This window comes from Nonomuraea sp. NPDC050680 (genome assembly GCF_040654555.1).
Classification (GTDB): Bacteria; Actinomycetota; Actinomycetes; order Streptosporangiales; family Streptosporangiaceae; genus Nonomuraea.
The window spans coordinates 75,233-92,534 of sequence record NZ_JBFAIF010000019.1 but is presented as its reverse complement, the minus strand read 5'-3'; the positions used below and the strand labels follow the sequence as shown (position 1 = coordinate 92,534).

Sequence of the window (17,302 nt, the reverse complement as noted above, 5' to 3'; positions counted from 1 at the left end):
GACTGCCGGTGGCAGCATTGCCATATGACGGAACGCGTGGTCGGGATCGGCGTCGGGGCGAAAGAGCTGGCCACCGAGGACATGATCCTCAACATCGGCCCACAGCACCCGTCGACGCACGGGGTGCTCAGGCTGCGGCTCACCCTCGACGGCGAGCGCATCGCCACGGCCGAGCCGATCATCGGCTACATGCACCGGGGCGCGGAGAAGCTGTTTGAGGTCCGCGACTACCGGCAGATCATCATGCTGGCCAACAGGCACGACTGGCTGGCGGGGTTCGCCAACGAGCTGGGCGTGGTGCTGGCCGCCGAGCGCATGCTGGGCATGGAGGTGCCGGTCCGGGCCGTGTGGGCGCGCACGCTGCTGGCCGAGCTCAACCGGGTGCTGAGCCACCTGATGTTCCTCGGCTCGTACCCGCTGGAGCTGGGCGCGATCACCCCCATCTTCTACGCCTTCAACGAGCGCGAGCGCATCCAGGCCGTGATGGAGGAGATCTCCGGCGGCCGGATGCACTACATGTTCAACCGGGTCGGCGGGCTGAAGGAGGACCTGCCGTACGGCTGGCTGGACCGGGTGTCGGAGACCGTCGCCGAGACCCGGCGCCGCGTGCCCGACATCGAGAACCTCATCCTGAACAACGAGATCTTCCTGGCCCGCACCAAGGGCGTCGGCGTCCTGTCCCGCGAGCAGATCCTGCAGTACGGCGTGAGCGGCCCCATCGCCCGCGCCTCCGGTGTCGACCTCGACCTGCGGCGCGACCAGCCGTACCTGGCCTATCCCGAGCTGCCGGTGAAGGTGGTCACGCGCGGCGCGGGCGACTGCCACGCCCGCTTCGAGATTCTGCTCGACCAGCTCAAGGTCTCGCTTGACCTGGCCGACGCGTGCGTCGACCGGCTGCGCTCGCTGCCGCCGGGTCCCATCAACCAGCGGCTGCCCAAGGTGCTCAAGGTGCCGGAGGGCCACACGTACGCCTGGACCGAGAACCCGCTCGGCATCAACGGCTACTACCTCGTGTCCAAGGGGGACAAGACTCCATGGCGGCTCAAGCTGCGCTCCGCGTCGTACAGCAACATCCAGGTGCTCCGGGAGATGCTGCCGGGGCACCTGGTGGCCGACATGGTGGCGATCCTCGGCTCGATGTTCTTCGTCGTGGGTGACATCGACAAGTGACCGGCGTCGCGACTCCGCAGCGGGACAAATATGTCGACTGGCTGCGCGCTCTCAGTCTGATCGTGGTGGTGGTGTGGCACTGGGCGTTCACCATCCTGCAGTGGAAGCCCGAGGGTCCCGAACCGACCAGCCCGCTCGGCTTCACCTCGGGGCTGTGGATACTCACCTGGCTGCTTCAGGTGCTGCCGCTCTTCTTCTACGTCGGCGGCCACGTCCACCTGCTGTCGTGGAGCCGCGCCCAGGCGCGCGGCATCGGCATCGGCCGGTTCGTCTGGCGGCGCATCCGCGCGCTGGCCGCCCCCGCGCTCGTGCTGGTGGGCGTGTGGGTCACCATCGGCGCGGTGGTGACCTGGGTGTTCCACGTCGAGTGGATGTGGCGGGTGGTGCTGCTCGTGCTCAGCCCGCTCTGGTTCCTCGGCGTCTACCTGGTGCTGATCGCGCTGCTGCCCGTGGCGTTGTGGCTGCACCGCCACTACGACGTGCTGGCGCTCATCTGGCTGGGCGGCGCCGCCCTGGTGATCGACGTGATCCGCTTCCGGTACGGCGTCGAGTGGGTCGGCTGGCTGAACATGATCATCGTCTGGGGGCTGGCCCACCAGGCCGGCTTCTTCTACGACCGGATCGTCATCCTGCCCAGGCGCTATGACGTGGGAGTCCTGTGGACCGGGCTGTTCGCCCTGTTCGGCCTGGTCTACTCAGGCATCTACCCGGGCTCGATGGTCGGGGTGCCCGGCGACAAGTGGTCGAACATGGCGCCGCCCACCTTCGTCATCGTGGCGCTGCTGCTCTTCCAGATCGGCCTGGTCGAGGTGTTGCGGCCGTCGATGGAGCGCGTCCTGGAGAAGCCCGGGTGGCGCCGGGTCAACGGCACCATCAACCGCTACGCCCTGCCGCTGTTCCTCTTCCACACCACGGGCATGGCGATCGCGCTGGGGCTGCTGTGGTGGTTCTTCGGCACGCTCGGCGGCGAGGTGCCACCGGACCTCAGATGGTGGCTGGAACGCCCGCTCGCCATCCTGGGCCCGCTGGTCTGCACCCTCCCGGTCATCTACCTCTTCGGCCGCAAGCGATCCCCTGCCGAACAAGTGCCTGACAAAAGTTGACCATGGCCGCTAGCTTGGGCCCATGATGGCCACGATCGAATTTCGGGCCACCCCCGAGGACGAGCGCATCATTAAGGCCGCCATGCGGGAGGGCGAGCGGACGAGTGATGTCATCCGACGCGCACTCCGCCTGCTCGAACGGGAGGTCTGGCTCACGCGGGCCCGCGCCGACGCCGAACGCCTGGCCGACGAGGACCTGTCCGAGGAAGCGGATGCCTGGTGATTCGCGGCGCCATCTACCGGGTGGACACCAGCTTCATCCACGAAGAGCCCGTTTACTACCTCGGCCGCTGATCCTCCGGGTCCTTCGGGATGCGGCAGGCGTGCTCCAGGAAGAGGGCGGCGCACATCAGCACCACGAACGCCAGCAGCGAGCCCACCGCGATGAAGAACTCGAACCGCGGCGTCTCCCTGGTGAACAGCTGGACCGTGTGCAGGACGAACCCACCGAAGATGCCCGCGAACACCGCACCCACGTAAGCCGACGCCTTGCCCAAGGCCGCCAGCCGGGCCACCGCCAGCGGCTCCACCGGCTTGGTGTCAGGTTTGCGGTCGATCCGGGCCTTCGTCACCCACCCGCTGTAGGCCTCCCCGAGGGCCAGCAGCAGGACGGTGGGGATGGCGGTCCACGGCACGATGGGCAGGTCGGCGTAGAACTCCCTGACCACCATCCAGGCGATCAACGCCACGATGACAACGATGCCGACCAGCAGGCCGGGGCGAGTCGGCCTCAATCCGGACTCTGGAGCTTGAGGTCCGCACGCAGCCGTACGCCACTCCGGTCGAGGTCGCTGAGCAGGTCGGCGACCTGACCCTGGCCGGGCAGCACGCCGGCGGGGTCCACGTCCGCCCACGGGACCAGGACGAAGGCCCGCTCGTGCGCGAGCGGGTGCGGCAGCGTCAGGTCGGGGTCGTCGGAGACCGTGTCACCCACGACGATCAGGTCGATGTCGAGCGTGCGCGGACCCCAGCGTTCCTTGCGCTCCCGCCCGAAGGCGTTCTCGACGCCCTGCGCCCGCTCCAGCAGCGCCTGCGGTTGGAGCGTGGTCTCGGCGATGACGATCGCGTTGAGGTAGGGGCGCTGCCCGGCGGGACCGCCGACCGGGTCGGTCTCATAGACGGGCGAGCTCGCGACGAACTCCAGCCCTGGCGCGTCGAACAGCGTGTCGATGGCGTCCTGCAACGTCTGGAAGCGCCGCCCGAGATTGCTACCGAGAGACAGTACGACGTTCACGTGCTACTCCTCTCGCTCACCTACAGCTCACCACGTTCTGCTCACCAGTGTTCTGCTCACCAGTGTTCTGCTCGCCAATGCTCTGCTCACCAAGTTCATTCGCGACTCCGTTGGATGGTGACGACCACGTCGTCGAACGGCAGCGGGATCGGTGCCGCGGGCTTGTGCACACTCACCTCGACCGACTCCACCAGACCGGCGGCCAGGCACACGTCGGCGAGGCGCTGCGCGAGGGTCTCGATCAGCTCGACCGGCTCGCCTTCCACGACGGCGACCAGGGCCTGGGCGAGCTCGCCGTAGTGGACCGTCTTGCCGAGGTCGTCGGAGGCGGCGGCGGGGGCGGTGTCGAGGAACAGCGTCGCGTCGACCACGAACTCCTGCCCCAGCTCACGCTCGGCCGCCAGCACGCCGTGCCGGCCACGGGCACGCAGGCCCTTCAGCGCGATGCGATCAGACCTCAAGCTCGCCTTCCTCCTCGTCGTCGTCACTCTGGAGCACCGGCGAACCGTGGTGCATCCACAGCCGCCAGCCCTGCGCCGTGCGCACGTAGACGTTACTGGCCACCACCTTGCCGGCGGCGAAGCTGGACTCGCCCTCCTCGCCGGCGGTGAGGATGTTCTCGACGCAGGTGAGCACGGCCACATCACCCAGCACGGTGGTGTTGACGTCGGTCAGCACGAACTGGATGTAAGTGGTGTTGGCCATGATGAGCGCCCAGGAGCGCAGCACCTCGGAGCGCCCCGAGAGCAGGGTCCAGCCCGGATGTACGCAGCTGACCTGCTCGTCGGCGGAGTCCTCGGCCCAGACCTCGGTCATCTTGTCGAGGTTGGCGTCCTCGATCGCGAGATAGAAGTCCTGGTTGACGGTCTCGATCGCGGCGGTGTCGACACTCATGTGTTGGCTCCGGGTCTCTTCCATGCGGCGGCCACGCGCACGGCATCGGCATTGGGACCTACTTCGTGCACTCGTACGCACCAGGCGCCGGCGTGCGCGGCCAGCGCCGTCACGGCCACCGTGGCGTCGTCACTGCCGCTGAACGGGCGCGGCGTGCCGTCGGCGTCGGCGAGCAGCCGCCCCAGGAACCGCTTGCGCGAGGCCCCGATCAGCAGCGGATAGCCGAGCTCGGCCAGCTCCCCCATTCCGGCGAGCAGCTCCCAGTTGTGCGTGGGGTTCTTGGCGAAGCCCAGCCCGGGGTCGAGCACGATCTGCTCCTCGGACACGCCCTCGGCCAGCACCAGGCCGACCCGCTTGGCGAGCTCCTCGCGTACCTCGGTCACGACGTCGTCGTAGACGGCCCGGCGGTCCATGTCGTGGCTGTGGCCGCGCCAGTGCATCACCACGTAGTCGACGCCCGTGGCGGCCACCACCCGCGGCATCTCGGGATCGGCCAGGCCGCCGCTCACGTCGTTGACCAGCCTCGCCCCCGCCTCCACCGCCGCCTTGGCGACCTCGGCCCGCATGGTGTCGACGCTGACCGCCACTCCCTCGGCGCTGAGCGCCCTGATCACCGGCACGACGCGGGCCAGCTCCTCGTCGAGCGGCACTCTGGCGGCGCCGGGGCGGGTGGACTCACCGCCCACGTCGACGATGTCGGCCCCCTCACCGACCAGTTCCAGTCCGTGCCGGATCGCGGCCGCCTCGTCGAACCACAGGCCCCCGTCGGAGAACGAGTCCGGCGTGACGTTGACCACGCCCATGACGAGGCACCGCGCCTCTGCTCCGACAACCATGCCCCCAAGCCTAGGCGGTCATGGTTGTTGGGGTCTGTGGAGGGTGCCCACACGCAAATAACAATCCGATCAGTGCCATAGGCTCGCTGACTGGCGTTTATCGGTGCAGGGTCAGCGCCATAGGCACACTTACTGATCCTTATCGGTGCAGGGTCAGCGCCATAGGCACACTTACTGATCCTTATCGGTGCAGGATCAGCGCCATCGCCTCGGCGCGGGTCTTGTCGCTCGTACGGAAATCTCCGCGCACCGCAGAGGTCACCGTCTTCGCGCCCGGCTTGCGGACGCCGCGCATGGTCATGCAGAGGTGCTCGCACTCCACCACCACGATCACCCCGCGCGGCTCCAGCACGCGCATCAGCGCGTCGGCGATCTGCGAGGTCATCCGCTCCTGCACCTGCGGGCGGCGGGCGAAGACGTCCACCAGGCGGGCCAGCTTGGACAGCCCGGTCACCTGGCCGCGCTCGTTGGGGATGTAGCCCACGTGGGCCACCCCGTGGAAGGGCACCAGGTGGTGCTCGCAGGTGGAGTAGACCTCGATGTCCCTGACGAGCACCATCTCGTCGTGGTCGACGTCGAAGACCTTGTTGAGCACGTCCTCCGGCGTCTGTCCGAGGCCGGAGAACTGCTCGGCGTAGGCCCGGGCCACCCGCGAGGGCGTGTCGAGCAGGCCGTCACGGTCGGGATCCTCGCCGATGGCGTAGAGGATCTCGCGGACGGCCTTCTCGATCCGGCCCAGGTCTACGTCATGCGAACTCACGCACTGTCTCCAGAGGGCAGAGCATCCTGGTGACTGGCGGTGAGCGAGCCGTTGGCCGACTGCTCCTTCGGGGTCAGGATCGGCGGGCGGTCCGAGGGGAGCCGCTTGCCGTAGCCCGCGTAGGACGGGCGGTGCTCCTTGACGACCACCGAGGCGAAGATCTCCAGCACCTGGTGGCGGGAGAGCGTCTCCTTCTCCATGAGCTGCAGCACCAGGTTGTCGAGCACGTCGCGGTATTCGACCAGGATGTCCCACGCCTGGTCGTGCGCCGTCTCGATCATCCGGCGGACCTCCTCGTCGATCGTCGAAGCGATCTTCTCGGAGTAGTCGCGCTCGTGGCCCATCTCGCGGCCCAGGAAGACCTCGGCCTGGCCGGAGCCGAACTTACGGGCGCCGAGCTGCTCGCTCATGCCGTATTCGGTCACCATCCGGCGGGCGACCGCCGTGGCCTTCTCGATGTCGTTGGAGGCGCCGGTGGTGGGCTCGTGGAAGACGAGCTCCTCCGCCGCGCGACCGCCGATCAGCATCGCGAGCTGGTCCATCATCTCGGACCTGGTGGCCAGGAACTTGTCCTCCATCGGCAGCGTCATGGTGTAACCCAGGGCGCGGCCTCGGGACAGGATCGTGATCTTGTGGACCGGATCGGAGTTGGGCAGCGCGTGCGCCACCAGCGCGTGACCGCCCTCGTGGTAGGCGATCATCTTCTTTTCCTTGTCGGACATGACCCGCGACTTGCGCTCGGGTCCTGCCATGACACGGTCGATCGACTCCTCGAGGATGTCCATCGAGATCAGCTTCTTGTCGGCGCGCGCGGTGAGCAGCGCCGCCTCGTTGATCACGTTGGCCAGGTCGGCGCCGGTGAAGCCGGGTGTGCGACGGGCGATGACGTCGAGGTCGACCGCCGGCTCGAACGGCTTGCCGCGACCGTGGACCCTGAGGATGCCCTTACGGCCCTCCAGGTCGGGCCGGTCGACGGTGACCTGCCGGTCGAATCGGCCCGGACGCAGCAGCGCCGGGTCGAGGATGTCGGGCCGGTTGGTCGCGGCGATGAGGATCACGCCGCCCTTGACGTCGAAGCCGTCCATCTCGACGAGCAGCTGGTTGAGCGTCTGCTCGCGCTCGTCGTGGCCGCCGCCCAGGCCCGCGCCGCGGTGCCGGCCGACGGCGTCGATCTCGTCGATGAAGATGATCGCCGGTGCGTTGGCCTTGGCCTGCTCGAACAGGTCGCGGACTCGCGAGGCGCCGACGCCGACGAACATCTCGACGAAGTCGGAGCCGGAGATCGAGTAGAACGGCACGCCGGCCTCACCCGCGACCGCGCGGGCGAGCAGCGTCTTGCCGGTGCCGGGCGGACCGTACAGCAGCACGCCCTTGGGGATCTTCGCCCCGATCGCCTGGAACTTGGCCGGGGCCTGCAGGAACTCCTTGATCTCCTGGAGCTCCTCGATGGCCTCGTCAGCGCCCGCGACGTCGGAGAAGGTGGTCTTGGGAGTGTCCTTGGTGATCAGCTTCGCCTTGGACTTGCCGAAGCTCATCACCCGCGAGCCGCCGCCCTGCATCTGGTTCATGATGAACAGGAAGATGAGGACGATGAAGACGATCGGCAGGAAGCTCACCAGGATGCTGACCAGGAAGTTCTCCTGGGGCACCTCGGTGGTGAAGCTCTTGGTCGTGCCCGCCTGAACCTGCGCCTGCAGCTCTTCGGTCAGCTTCGGCCCGTAGCCGGCGACCCAGTCAGACTGGATCATGTTGGTCGCCGTGTCACCCGGCTTGACCGTGATCGGTTTGATCAGCGTCAGCTCGATGCGCTGATCCTTGTCGACAATCTTGGCGTTGCTTACATTGCCGGTGCGAATCTGCTGGAGGACTGTGGACGTGTCGGCCTGCTTGAAGTTGCCGCCGCCGCTCCAGAGCTGGGTGACGAGCAGGAGCAGCACGACGATGCCCAGGATCCACAGCAGTGGCCCACGTGTAAATCGCTTGAGATCCATCCGATGCGGAACCCCTTGCGGGCCCGTCCCTTCCTGACCATGGCCTGGAACCCCGGGATGTCCCGGGGCCGCGGCATCCGACGCCGCGACTTCTGACTACCCGAAGGGGACGCTTGGTCACCCTCCCGGAGTCAGAAGGTACACCGGGTAAGCGAGCGGAGGGACCGCCCGCTACACCGGTCTTGCCCTACCAACGTACGTCAGGTGGCGCGGTGTTCCCGGCGGCTACTTGTAAACATGGGGAGCCAGGGTGCCGATGAAGGGGAGATTGCGGTAACGCTCCGCGTAGTCGAGCCCGTAGCCGATGACGAACTCGCTGGGGATGTCGAAGCCGACGTATTTGACGTCGATCGGCACCTTGACCGCGTCGGGTTTGCGCAGTGCGGCGCAGATCTCCAGCGAGGCCGGGTTGCGCGACTTGAGGTTTTCCAGCAGCCAGTGGAGGGTCAGCCCCGAGTCGATGATGTCCTCGACGATCAGCACGTGGCGGCCCATGATGTCGGTGTCCAGGTCCTTCAGCACCCGCACGACGCCGGACGACTTGGTGCCCGCGCCGTAGGACGACACGGCCATCCAGTCCATCTGGACGGGCACGTGCAACGCCCTGGCCAGGTCGGCCATCACCATGACCGCGCCCTTCAGCACGCCCACGAGCAGGAGCTCTGTGCCCGCGTAGTCGGCGTCGATCCGCCCGGCAAGCTCTTTGACCTTGGCCTGGAGCTCGTCCTGAGGAATCAGGACTTTCTCGAGGTCCTTGCCCATATCGGCAGCATCCACCTGTGGTTCCTTACGGGATGGGACTGATGGCGAGTATCAGGGTGTCATACCGCCGCACAGCGGCCAGACCCCCGGGTAGATCCACGGCCTTCTGCCCGCGCCACGCCGTGATGAGCCGGTCGACGGCACGCACGTGGGTCGCGGAGAGGGCTCCGGACGGCGTTCCCGCCGCGATGGCCGCCCGCCGCAGGACCCGCCGCCGGACGGCGCCTGGGAGGCGTTCCAGCTCGGGTACGGACAGCGTCACCGAACCGGTGATATCGCTTAGAGCGCAATTCTGATAGGCCGTGCCGGCCCATTCGTCAAGGGCGTCGGCGTCGTCCCGGGCGAGATCGGCGGTCCTGGCGAGCGCCTCGGCCACGCCGGGCCCCAACTCCGACTCCAGCACCGGGAGCACCCTGGTCCGTACCCGGACGCGGGTGTAGCGGGGATCCTCGTTGTGCGGATCGTCCCAAGGGCTGAGGCCGAGCGCCGCGCACGCGGCGACGGTGGTGGCGCGGGAGAGGGACAGCAGCGGCCTGCGGTAGCGGCCGGTCACCGGGGCCATGCCGGACAGCGATCTGAGTCCGCTCCCCCTGGCCAGGCCGAGCAGCACGGTCTCGGCCTGGTCGTCCCTGGTGTGGCCGAGCAGCACGGTCGCGGCCTGGAGCCGGTCGGCCGCCTCGGCGAGCGCGGCGTAGCGGGCGTCTCTGGCCGCCGCCTCCGGGCCGCCGGACCTACCGACATCCACGGTGAGGATCTCGGCGTGGTCGAGGCCCAGGGCCGGGGCCAGCGCGGCCACCGTCTCGGCGCGTGCGGCGGAGCCCTCCTGGAGCTGGTGGTCCACCGTCAGCAGCCCGGCCTTCAAACCCGCGCGCGGCGCCACGAAGCCGAGCGCGGCGGCGAGGGCGAGGGAGTCGGCTCCCCCGCTGCACGCCGCCAGCACGAGCGCGCCGTCACCGACGTCGGCCAGCGCCTCCCGGACGGCCCTTCGGACGTCCGCGACGGCCGGGTGCGGGCCCATGACGAGTCAGGCGGGCAGGGCGTTGCTGCCGATGACGCGGCGTACCCAGGCGCTGGGGTCGGTGATCTCGGGCGTAGTCGGCAGGGTCTCGGGCGAGGTCCAGACGCGGTTGAAGCCGTCCATGCCGGCCTGGTCCACCACCGCGCGGACGAAGGCCGAGCCCTCGGCGTACTGCTTCATCTTGACCTCGATGCCCAGCAGCCGCCGGACCGTGCGGTCGAGGCGCGAGCCGCCCTCGCGGCGATGGGCGAACTTGGCGCGGATGTCGGCCACCGTCGGCACCACCGAGGGGCCGACGGCGTCCATGACGTAGTCGCCGTGCCCTTCGACCAGCGTCATCACGGCCGTGAGCCGGTCGAGGATCTCCTTCTGGCCGGGCGACTGGATGGCGTCGATGAGGTTGCCCTCGCCGCCGCGCACCACGTCGGCCACCGTGTCGGCGGCGGTGCGCAGCCGCTCCAGCAGCGTGCCCAGGTCGAGGTCGGAGGCCAGCAGGAACTCGGTCATCTGCGAGCGGATGTATTCGCGCAGCCACGGCACCCCGGTGAACTGCACGCGGTGCGTCTCCTCATGCAGGCACACCCAGAGGCGGAAGTCGTGCGGGTCGACGTTCATCTCGCGCTCGGCGTGCACGATGTTGGGCGCGACGAGTGTCAGACGCCCCGCCGGCTCGCGGCCCGTCGGGTCCGGCGGCAGGAACAGCTCATATTGGCCGAGCACCCGCGAGGCGAGGAAGGCGAGCACCGCGCCCACCTCGACGCCGGTGATGCGGGAGCCCACGGCCGTGACGATCGCCGGCGGCGGGTTGGCCCCGGCGGCGACCCGCTCGGTGAGCGGTTCGAGCACCACGCGGAAGCCCTCGACGTTGGCCTTGATCCAGCCGGGACGGTCGACGATGGTCGCCGCCTGCGGCGCGGTCTCAGTGTGAATCTTGGTGAACTCGCGTACGTGCCCCTCGGCCTCACGTGACAGCGTGCGGAGCTCGGTGACGGCCTGCCTGGCCTCCTCCCGGCTCACCTGAGGACCGGGGCGCACCAGGCGCGTGCCGGTCGTGACGGCCAGATCCCAGTCGATCACCTGCATACCGTCCACCGTACGTGGTTCTTGTCTGGCCCGCGAAGAAGCGCCGGTGTCTGGAGTGAGGAGAGAGGGAGCGAAGCGACCGAACGACGATCGGAAGACACCGGATCCCAGCGACTGAGCCGCGATCCGCAGGATCGCATTAGGAACGCGCGACGATGGCGGCGAGTCTGTCCAGCACAGGCTCGGCGGTGCTCGGCACGCGGTCGGCCAGGAAGGCGAAGGTGACCAGGCGGCCTTCCTTGGTGGTGGCCATGCCGGCCAGGGTGTTGACGTTGTTGAGGGTGCCGGTCTTGGCGCGTACGAGGCCGACCTGGCCCTTGCTGTCGCCGCTGGTGAAGCGCCTGCCGTTGCCCAGGGTGCCGGAGAACCCGGCGATCGGCATGCCGGAGGCGATCGGGTGCAGGTCGGGGTGGGCCGCGGCGGAGGCGATCGCGATGACCCGGGCCATCGCGTCGGCGCTGATGCGGTTGCGCGCGGACAGGCCGCTGCCGTCGAAGACCTGTACGCCCTTGCCCGCGCCGATCCGCTGCAGCACCCCGACCACGGCCTTGCTCGCGCCCTCGAAGGACGCCGGCTGCCCTTCCTTGATGGCGACGTGCCTGGCCAGCGCCTCGGCCAGGTCGTTGTCGCTGAACGTCAGCGTGTGCTCGACCAGCGCATAGAGCGGCGCCGAGTCGACCCGGCCGAGCTCGGCGGCGCCCGCGGGCGCCTTGCCCGGTCGTACGGACTTGGCGACGCCCACGCCGTACTTGGTCAGGAGGCGGGCGAACGCGGCGGCGGCGTACTGCGGCGCGTTGGACACGCGCGGCTGCCTCGCGGCGGGGTCGCGCCGCCCCTCGTCGATCGCCAGCGCGTAGACCGGCGCCACCTCGCCGTCGGGCACGTAGCCCGGCTTCCATCCGGGCGCCAGCGGGGAACCGGTGAACAGGGAGGTGTCGTAGGAGAGCGTGACCTTGGTGATGCCCTTGGCCTTGAGCGCGGCGGCGGTGCGCGAGGCGAGCGTGGCGAGCGACGCCTGCTTGGGGTAGGACAGGGATTTGGCCGACGGCCCGGCGAGCGTCGGATCCCCTCCGCCCACCAGCACGATCGAGTTGGCCGACTGGCCCTGCGTCACCCGGGTGGACAGGCGGGTGTCGGGGCCGAGCGCGGCCAGCGCGGCCGTGCAGGTGACCAACTTTGTGGTGGAGGCGGGAGTGATGCCGACGTCGGGGTTGGCGGCGAAGACCTGCTCGCCGGTGGCGGCGTCGATGACCACCGCGCCCACCCGATCGCCCAGCGCTTCGTCACCCAGGGCGCGGGTGAGCTGCCGGGTCAAAGTACCCTTGGTAGTGAGAGGTCCGTCTCCGGCCCTCACCTGGAGTTGGGCCAGCACCGGCCCCGCGGTGACCACGGAGACGGGGGGAGACCCTTGAGGAGACGGTGTCGGCTCGGTCGGTGACGACCCCCTCGTCAGCGCGCCCAGGCTGAAGTCGTTGGTCATCGCATAGATGCCGATGACGATGGTCAGCACCTGGAGCATGGCGAGAGTGGTCAGCATCACCCACCGCTCGTGCCGCGCCACGTCGCCTGACCTCTCTCCTGGTGTTCGCCTACGAGACATTAACGCCCACTCGGCGTGAGCGGAGGAACCGCGGTGGAGTTCGACGTTGTCGTTGAGATTCCCAAGGGACAACGGAACAAGTATGAAGTGGACCATGAAACCGGTCGCATCAGGCTTGACCGGCTGCTGTTCACCTCTACGCAGTACCCCGCCGACTACGGCTTCATCGAGCACACCCTCGGTGAGGACGGCGACCCGCTCGACGCGCTGGTGCTGCTCCAGGAGCCCACTTTCCCCGGCTGCTACATCAGCTGCCGCGCGGTGGGGATGTTCCGGATGACGGACGAGAAGGGCGGCGACGACAAGGTCCTGTGCGTGCCCGCCACCGACCCGCGGATGGAGCACATTCGCGACATTCATCACGTGCCGGAGTTCGACCGGCTGGAGATCCAGCACTTCTTCGAGGTCTACAAGGACCTGGAGCCCGGCAAGTCCGTCGAGGGCGCCAACTGGGTGGGCCGGATGGAGGCCGAGGTCGAGATCAAGCGCTCCTTCCAGCGCGCCAAGGACGAAGGTCACTGAGGACGGGTTGCACCCACGAGGTCCCCTCGCCACATGGAGGCGACCCGCACCACGTCGCCGGTCTGTGGCGCGTGCACCATGAGCCCGTTGCCCACGTACATGCCGACGTGGTGGATCGTGCTCGGGTCGCTGGTGACGTAGCCGAAGAACAGCAGGTCGCCGCGGCGCAACTGGTCGAGCGGCACGTGCGGGCCCGAGGTCCACTGCGTGCCGGTCCAGTGGTCGATGCCGACGCCCGCCTGTTCCCAGGCCCGCATGGTCAGGCCCGAGCAGTCGAAGCTGTCCGGGCCGTCGGCCGCCCACACGTACGGCTTGCCGAGCTGGGTCAGCGCCCAGTTGGCCGCGACGTCGCCCATGAGCGACCCGGACGCGAGCAGCCCGTGGCTCAGGCGCGCCTGCGCCAGCGCCGCCTCCCGCCGCCTGGCCAGCAGGTGCGCCTGGGTGCGCGCGGCGTCGACCCGCCGCTGCCACGCGACGCGTTCGGCCTCCAGCCCTCTGGTCTCACGCTTCTGCGCGGCGACGGCCGCCTCCGCGACGATCTTCGCCTGCCTGGCGCGCTCGGACACGGCTTCGTGCTCGGCGTACGCGTCGGCCGCCGCGCCCCGCAGGATGGCGGCGACGTCCTGGGCGTCGCGCATCCGGTCGAGCATCGCGCCCTGCTCGCCGCTGAGCTGCTCCAGGACGCTCGCCCGGTGCAGGTAGCCGTCGGTGTCGCCGGTGTCGGTCATCATGCCGAGCATCGGCGTGATCATCTCGAGCCCGCTGTAACCCTGCGCCGCGAGCAGCGCGACGGGCGCGCGGGCCTTCTCCACCTCGGCGTCGGCCAGCGCCAGCCGGGCCTGCGCCTGGTCGCGGGCCCGCCTGGCGCGTTCGAGGTGGACGAGCTCCCCGTTGTACGCCTCCACCTGCCGCTCCGCCCCCGCCGCCAGGTCGTCAAGGCGTGACTGGGCCTCGGCGAGCCGTGCGCTCGCGGTGCCCAGTTGCCGCGTACGATCCCGTACGGCGTGACGGGCCTGCATCACCTTCCGGCGGGACGGCCCGGGAGCCGCGTCGGCCGGCGGGCACAGGGTGACGACCAGGCAGACGGCCATGAGTCCGGCTCTGAGGGCGTGCATAGTGCACACCGTTCCCGTCCATCACTCTGTGTAATCCTGGCCACTTTCGTAACATCGTCACCGCAGGCGGAACAGGCGCTCTATCCACGGCCGGACGCCCACCGGGACCGGGCTGGTGCCCCGGGGATAGGTGAAGACCGGCGTCTGCGTCCCGTAGGCGGCGTGCAGCTCGGCCGCCCGGCACCAGTCGGCGCCCGCCCGAGCCGCGGCCCACGCCGCCGCGATGGCCGGGCGGGACTCCGGATGGCGGTCGAAGGTCTGGTAGAGGGTCATCGTGGCGGCGGCGGCCACCGACCCGTCGCCGGGGTAGGCGGTGCCCGCCAGGTAGGGGGCGGCGACCCGGCCGCCGTGGCAGGTGCCGAGCGCCCAGGTCCAGTTGGCGAGCACGAGGCCGAGCACGGGTTCCGGCACCGCGGCGGCGGCCGCGTACAGGCGCTCCTGGCGCTGACCGGTCAGGCGGCGCGAGGACCAGAGCCAGCCGAGCTCGGCGGCCGGGCCGCCGGGCGGCTCGCTCCCGGAGAGCCAGGACAGGACGGCCAGGCCGCGGGCGGTGCGCAGGCGGCAGAGTTCGAGGACGTCCCGGAGCATGCGGGGGCCCTGGTCGAGCCAGGTGGGCCAGGCGATGTGATGACTCCTGGCCATCAGCTCGGACCGCTCCTCGCTGACCGGCAAGGGACAGACCCGACAGCCCAGTTGAGGGTCGTCGCGCAGCTGGTACGCCTCCATGCAGTGGCCTCAGCCGGCCGGGACGGTGGTGGGCGGCGGCGCGGTCGGCGTCTGCGCCGGCGGCTGGCCGGGTGTCTGGGCCGGTGTCTGGGCCGGTGTCTGGGCCGGTGTCTGGGTCGGTGTGACGATCGGCGGGGGGACCGGTGTCTGGGTCGGTGTCGCGGCGGGCGTCGGAATGTCGGTGGGGTGGGGTGTGCCGGAGTGCTTGTGCGGGTGCCTGCCGGGCTGCTTGTCCGGCTCCCTGCCCGGGTGCGCGTCCGGCTCCTGCGCGGGCTCGGCGGACTGGTGGTCGGGGGTGGGGGTGACCTGGTCGGGCTGAGGCTTGGGCGTCTCGGGGGCGTTGGACGGGGCGGGGCTCGTCGCGGAGCCGACGGTGAGCACGGTGGCCGTTGACGGCGTCGTCGGGGGCAGGGCGCCCAGCGGCACGGTGGCCGTGCTGTCCAGGATGGGCTCGAGGCTGATCCGCGGGTCCTGGGGATCGGGCTGCCAGGGCAGCCTGATGCCGGGAGGCTCGCCCGGCGCGAGGAAGGCGGCGGACGCGAGGCCCGGCACTCCGCCCTCGACCCGGCCGAACTGCTGGAAGATCATCACTATCGCCACCACGGTCGCGACCGCCGCCAGCGCGCCAGCCAGCGCCTGAGGCCACCTTCGAGTGTTCTTCCGCGGGGCAACGGGAAACCCGGCAGCGTCCAGCGCCCCCGAGCGCCGGGCCACGTAGCGGCGGTAGGGCTGGAGTTCGGGGTCGGCGAAGCAGCTCAGCACCCTGACCGCGAGCGACTCCGGCAGCGGGATCCGGGGCAGCAGCTCGAAGACCTTGGCCGCCGACACCTGGCGCGTGCGGTGGGGGGAGCAGGTCAGACAGCCCGAAAGGTGCCCGACCAGCCGCGCGCGCGTCTCGGGCGTCAGCCTGCCGGAGAAGCCGGTCAGGATGCCGGCCCGTGCCGGGCAGTCGTAGGGGCTCTTCCTGGCCAGGAGCTCCGCCGTGATCGCGTCGCGCAGTCGTTCGCGCGCCTCCTCCTGGGCCGCCTCGACATGGCGCGCCGCGACCCCCAGCACCGCGGCCAGCTCCGGGGTGGGCAGCTCGTGCCTGGCCGACAGCTCCAGCACCTCACGGTCGTCGTGGGACAGGCTCTGGATCGCGTTCCAGGCCACGACGCGCAGGTCGGCGTCGGCCGGATCGTCCGGGGGCGGAGCCTGGGCCAGGGCCTCGTCGGCGTTCGGCGGCTCGGCCATCCGCCGCCGCAGGCATTCGGCGCGGGCCAGGGCGTACAGCCAGGGGCGCAGGCGCCCGGGATCGGCCAGGGAGCCGGCGTGGGCCTCCGCCGCGATCATCGTGTCGCGGAGCGCCACCTGGGCGCCGTCGGAGCTGAGGAGAAGGGACCAGCAGTATCTGTGGATGCCCTCGGCGTAGGCGTCGTAGAGCGCGGCGAGGGCACCCGGGTCACGGGCGCGGAGTGACTCGACCAGGGCGCGGTCATTCATATGACAGAAGGTAATGGATTAGTAACTAGTAGTTCCACTGCTTCTGTGGGAATGAAGAGCTTGCCGACGACACTCCGCTGGAGAAGGTTGTCGCGCTTGGCCGGGTTCGCAGCGAATGGCCGCTACGCCCGATTTATCGGCTTATTTGATTGATATTTGATGAGTAATTCAGTGCTAGTGCTCGGTCATGGCCTGACTGCCGCGGTCCACCGCGAACGGCTCGGTGGTCGGCTTGATCGTGTGCAGCGGCACCGCGCCGCCCAGCGCCAGGTCCTCGAAGGGTCGGCCGGTCGAACCCCAGGTCCGAGCCGTCACATCGGTCTTGGCCACCACGCTGCCCGCAGGCAGGCCGCTCACGGTCAGGATGAAACGCGGTGGGCTGCCCGCCTTCACGTCGTCGACGAACGTACTGCCGCCGCCGAGCAGTTTTCCCGCTTTGTCGCGCAGCAACACGTTCACCACCAGGCTGCTGGCGGGAAGCCGATAGGGATTATCGACATAGCCGGTGATGAGATAAGAACGATCCTTTTGTCGGAGCGTCTGCACCCGCGAAACGGGAAACTCCTTGAACGCCGACGCGATGCGGGCGGCGGGCCGCCACTGAGCGGGGCGATAGTCGATGGTCACCTTGGCCGGTTTCTGGGGCGCGTTGACCTGACCGGTGAAGGCCAGCGAGCCGCCCGGCGGCACGGCGTCGAGCGACTGGTCCATCCGGACCACCTCGGTGCCGGCGGCGTCACGCCCGACGACCGTCGCCACCACGTGCTCGCCGAAGTGCCACGGGTTGGCGTTGGTGAGGATTCCTGCCCAGTTCACGGCGTAGCCGTCGGACGACTTGACGACGTTCGACACCTGCTCCTTGAGGACGAGGGGCTTGAGCTGCTGTTGGGACGGTGCCTCGCTGGAGCACCCGGCTAGGCAGATCGCCCCGAGTGCGAGGAGGCTGACGGTTCGGCTACGCGGGATCACTTTGCCGTGATAGCCGGTCTATGGGCGCGGTAGGGGC

General features: G+C 69.5%; 19 protein-coding genes. 4 read left to right on the top strand and 15 right to left on the bottom strand.

Going from position 1 to position 17,302, the window contains the following annotated elements; all coding sequences use genetic code 11:
• Window positions 1–24 precede the first annotated feature (24 nt).
• Genes AB0H88_RS40755 through AB0H88_RS40745 form a run of 3 tightly spaced genes read left to right on the top strand, consistent with a single transcriptional unit; the run spans window position 25 to window position 2,496 of the window.
• Window positions 25–1,170 carry an NADH-quinone oxidoreductase subunit D gene (locus AB0H88_RS40755; RefSeq protein WP_357653929.1) on the top strand — a complete coding sequence of 382 codons (1,146 nt, stop codon included), beginning with the start codon at window positions 25–27 and terminating at the stop codon, window positions 1,168–1,170.
• A complete protein-coding gene (locus AB0H88_RS40750; protein ID WP_357653928.1) occupies window positions 1,167–2,273 on the top strand; it encodes an acyltransferase in 1,107 nt (368 codons plus the stop codon). Before AB0H88_RS40755 ends, AB0H88_RS40750 begins: the two co-directional genes overlap by 4 nt.
• A 22-nt stretch (window positions 2,274–2,295) precedes the next feature.
• The gene (locus tag AB0H88_RS40745; RefSeq protein ID WP_357653927.1) at window positions 2,296–2,496 is read left to right on the top strand and encodes a hypothetical protein; all 201 of its coding nucleotides are present in this window, start codon (window positions 2,296–2,298) and stop codon (window positions 2,494–2,496) included.
• 55 nt (window positions 2,497–2,551) lie between these two features.
• Here the strand turns inward: AB0H88_RS40745 and AB0H88_RS40740 are convergent, their stop codons facing one another.
• From AB0H88_RS40740 to dacB, 11 genes are all read right to left on the bottom strand, one after another.
• Window positions 2,552–3,007 carry a DUF3180 domain-containing protein gene (locus AB0H88_RS40740; RefSeq protein ID WP_357653926.1) on the bottom strand — a complete coding sequence of 152 codons (456 nt, stop codon included), beginning with the start codon at window positions 3,005–3,007 and terminating at the stop codon, window positions 2,552–2,554.
• Complete coding sequence (gene folK / locus AB0H88_RS40735; protein WP_357653925.1) at window positions 3,004–3,507, bottom strand: 2-amino-4-hydroxy-6-hydroxymethyldihydropteridine diphosphokinase; 504 nt, start codon at window positions 3,505–3,507, stop codon at window positions 3,004–3,006. The genes AB0H88_RS40740 and folK overlap by 4 nt, the downstream gene beginning before the upstream one ends.
• 95 nt (window positions 3,508–3,602) lie before the next feature.
• Window positions 3,603–3,968: a dihydroneopterin aldolase gene (gene folB, locus AB0H88_RS40730; RefSeq protein WP_357653924.1), complete on the bottom strand. Its 366-nt coding sequence runs from the start codon at window positions 3,966–3,968 to the stop codon at window positions 3,603–3,605.
• A complete protein-coding gene (locus AB0H88_RS40725; RefSeq protein WP_357653923.1) occupies window positions 3,958–4,401 on the bottom strand; it encodes a nuclear transport factor 2 family protein in 444 nt (147 codons plus the stop codon). Before AB0H88_RS40725 ends, folB begins: the two co-directional genes overlap by 11 nt.
• Window positions 4,398–5,204, bottom strand: a complete 807-nt coding sequence (gene folP / locus AB0H88_RS40720; protein ID WP_357654000.1) for a dihydropteroate synthase — start codon at window positions 5,202–5,204, stop codon at window positions 4,398–4,400. The genes AB0H88_RS40725 and folP overlap by 4 nt, the downstream gene beginning before the upstream one ends.
• Before the next feature lie 214 nt (window positions 5,205–5,418).
• Window positions 5,419–5,997: a GTP cyclohydrolase I FolE gene (gene folE, locus AB0H88_RS40715; RefSeq protein WP_357653922.1), complete on the bottom strand. Its 579-nt coding sequence runs from the start codon at window positions 5,995–5,997 to the stop codon at window positions 5,419–5,421.
• Window positions 5,994–7,988 (bottom strand): ATP-dependent zinc metalloprotease FtsH, encoded by a 1,995-nt coding sequence (ftsH, locus tag AB0H88_RS40710; RefSeq protein WP_357653921.1) that lies wholly within the window; start codon window positions 7,986–7,988, stop codon window positions 5,994–5,996. Before ftsH ends, folE begins: the two co-directional genes overlap by 4 nt.
• A gap of 225 nt (window positions 7,989–8,213) precedes the next feature.
• Entirely contained in the window at window positions 8,214–8,765 is a 552-nt protein-coding gene (gene hpt / locus AB0H88_RS40705; RefSeq protein WP_357653920.1) for a hypoxanthine phosphoribosyltransferase, read from the bottom strand.
• Between the two features lie 10 nt (window positions 8,766–8,775).
• Window positions 8,776–9,768, bottom strand: coding sequence for a tRNA lysidine(34) synthetase TilS (tilS, locus tag AB0H88_RS40700; protein ID WP_357653919.1), 993 nt, complete (start codon window positions 9,766–9,768; stop codon window positions 8,776–8,778).
• Window positions 9,769–9,774: 6 nt separating this feature from the next.
• Entirely contained in the window at window positions 9,775–10,851 is a 1,077-nt protein-coding gene (locus AB0H88_RS40695) for a zinc-dependent metalloprotease (RefSeq protein ID WP_357653918.1), read from the bottom strand.
• Between the two features lie 139 nt (window positions 10,852–10,990).
• On the bottom strand, window positions 10,991–12,412 hold the full coding sequence (gene dacB / locus AB0H88_RS40690) for a D-alanyl-D-alanine carboxypeptidase/D-alanyl-D-alanine-endopeptidase (RefSeq protein ID WP_357653917.1): 1,422 nt from the start codon (window positions 12,410–12,412) through the stop codon (window positions 10,991–10,993).
• Window positions 12,413–12,484: 72 nt separating this feature from the next.
• Here dacB and AB0H88_RS40685 point away from each other — a divergent pair, with 72 nt between their 5' ends.
• Window positions 12,485–12,973: an inorganic diphosphatase gene (locus tag AB0H88_RS40685; RefSeq protein WP_357653916.1), complete on the top strand. Its 489-nt coding sequence runs from the start codon at window positions 12,485–12,487 to the stop codon at window positions 12,971–12,973.
• Here the strand turns inward: AB0H88_RS40685 and AB0H88_RS40680 are convergent.
• The 4 genes from AB0H88_RS40680 to AB0H88_RS40665 form a co-directional block, all read right to left on the bottom strand.
• Entirely contained in the window at window positions 12,967–14,088 is a 1,122-nt protein-coding gene (locus tag AB0H88_RS40680) for an NlpC/P60 family protein (protein ID WP_357653915.1), read from the bottom strand. The two genes, AB0H88_RS40685 and AB0H88_RS40680, sit on opposite strands and share 7 nt — an antisense overlap.
• Before the next feature lie 57 nt (window positions 14,089–14,145).
• The gene (locus AB0H88_RS40675) at window positions 14,146–14,814 is read right to left on the bottom strand and encodes a hypothetical protein (protein WP_357653914.1); all 669 of its coding nucleotides are present in this window, start codon (window positions 14,812–14,814) and stop codon (window positions 14,146–14,148) included.
• A 9-nt stretch (window positions 14,815–14,823) separates the two neighbouring features.
• Window positions 14,824–16,296: a sigma-70 family RNA polymerase sigma factor gene (locus tag AB0H88_RS40670; protein ID WP_357653913.1), complete on the bottom strand. Its 1,473-nt coding sequence runs from the start codon at window positions 16,294–16,296 to the stop codon at window positions 14,824–14,826.
• 174 nt (window positions 16,297–16,470) lie between these two features.
• Complete coding sequence (locus tag AB0H88_RS40665) at window positions 16,471–17,265, bottom strand: hypothetical protein (RefSeq protein WP_357653912.1); 795 nt, start codon at window positions 17,263–17,265, stop codon at window positions 16,471–16,473.
• Window positions 17,266–17,302 lie beyond the last annotated feature (37 nt).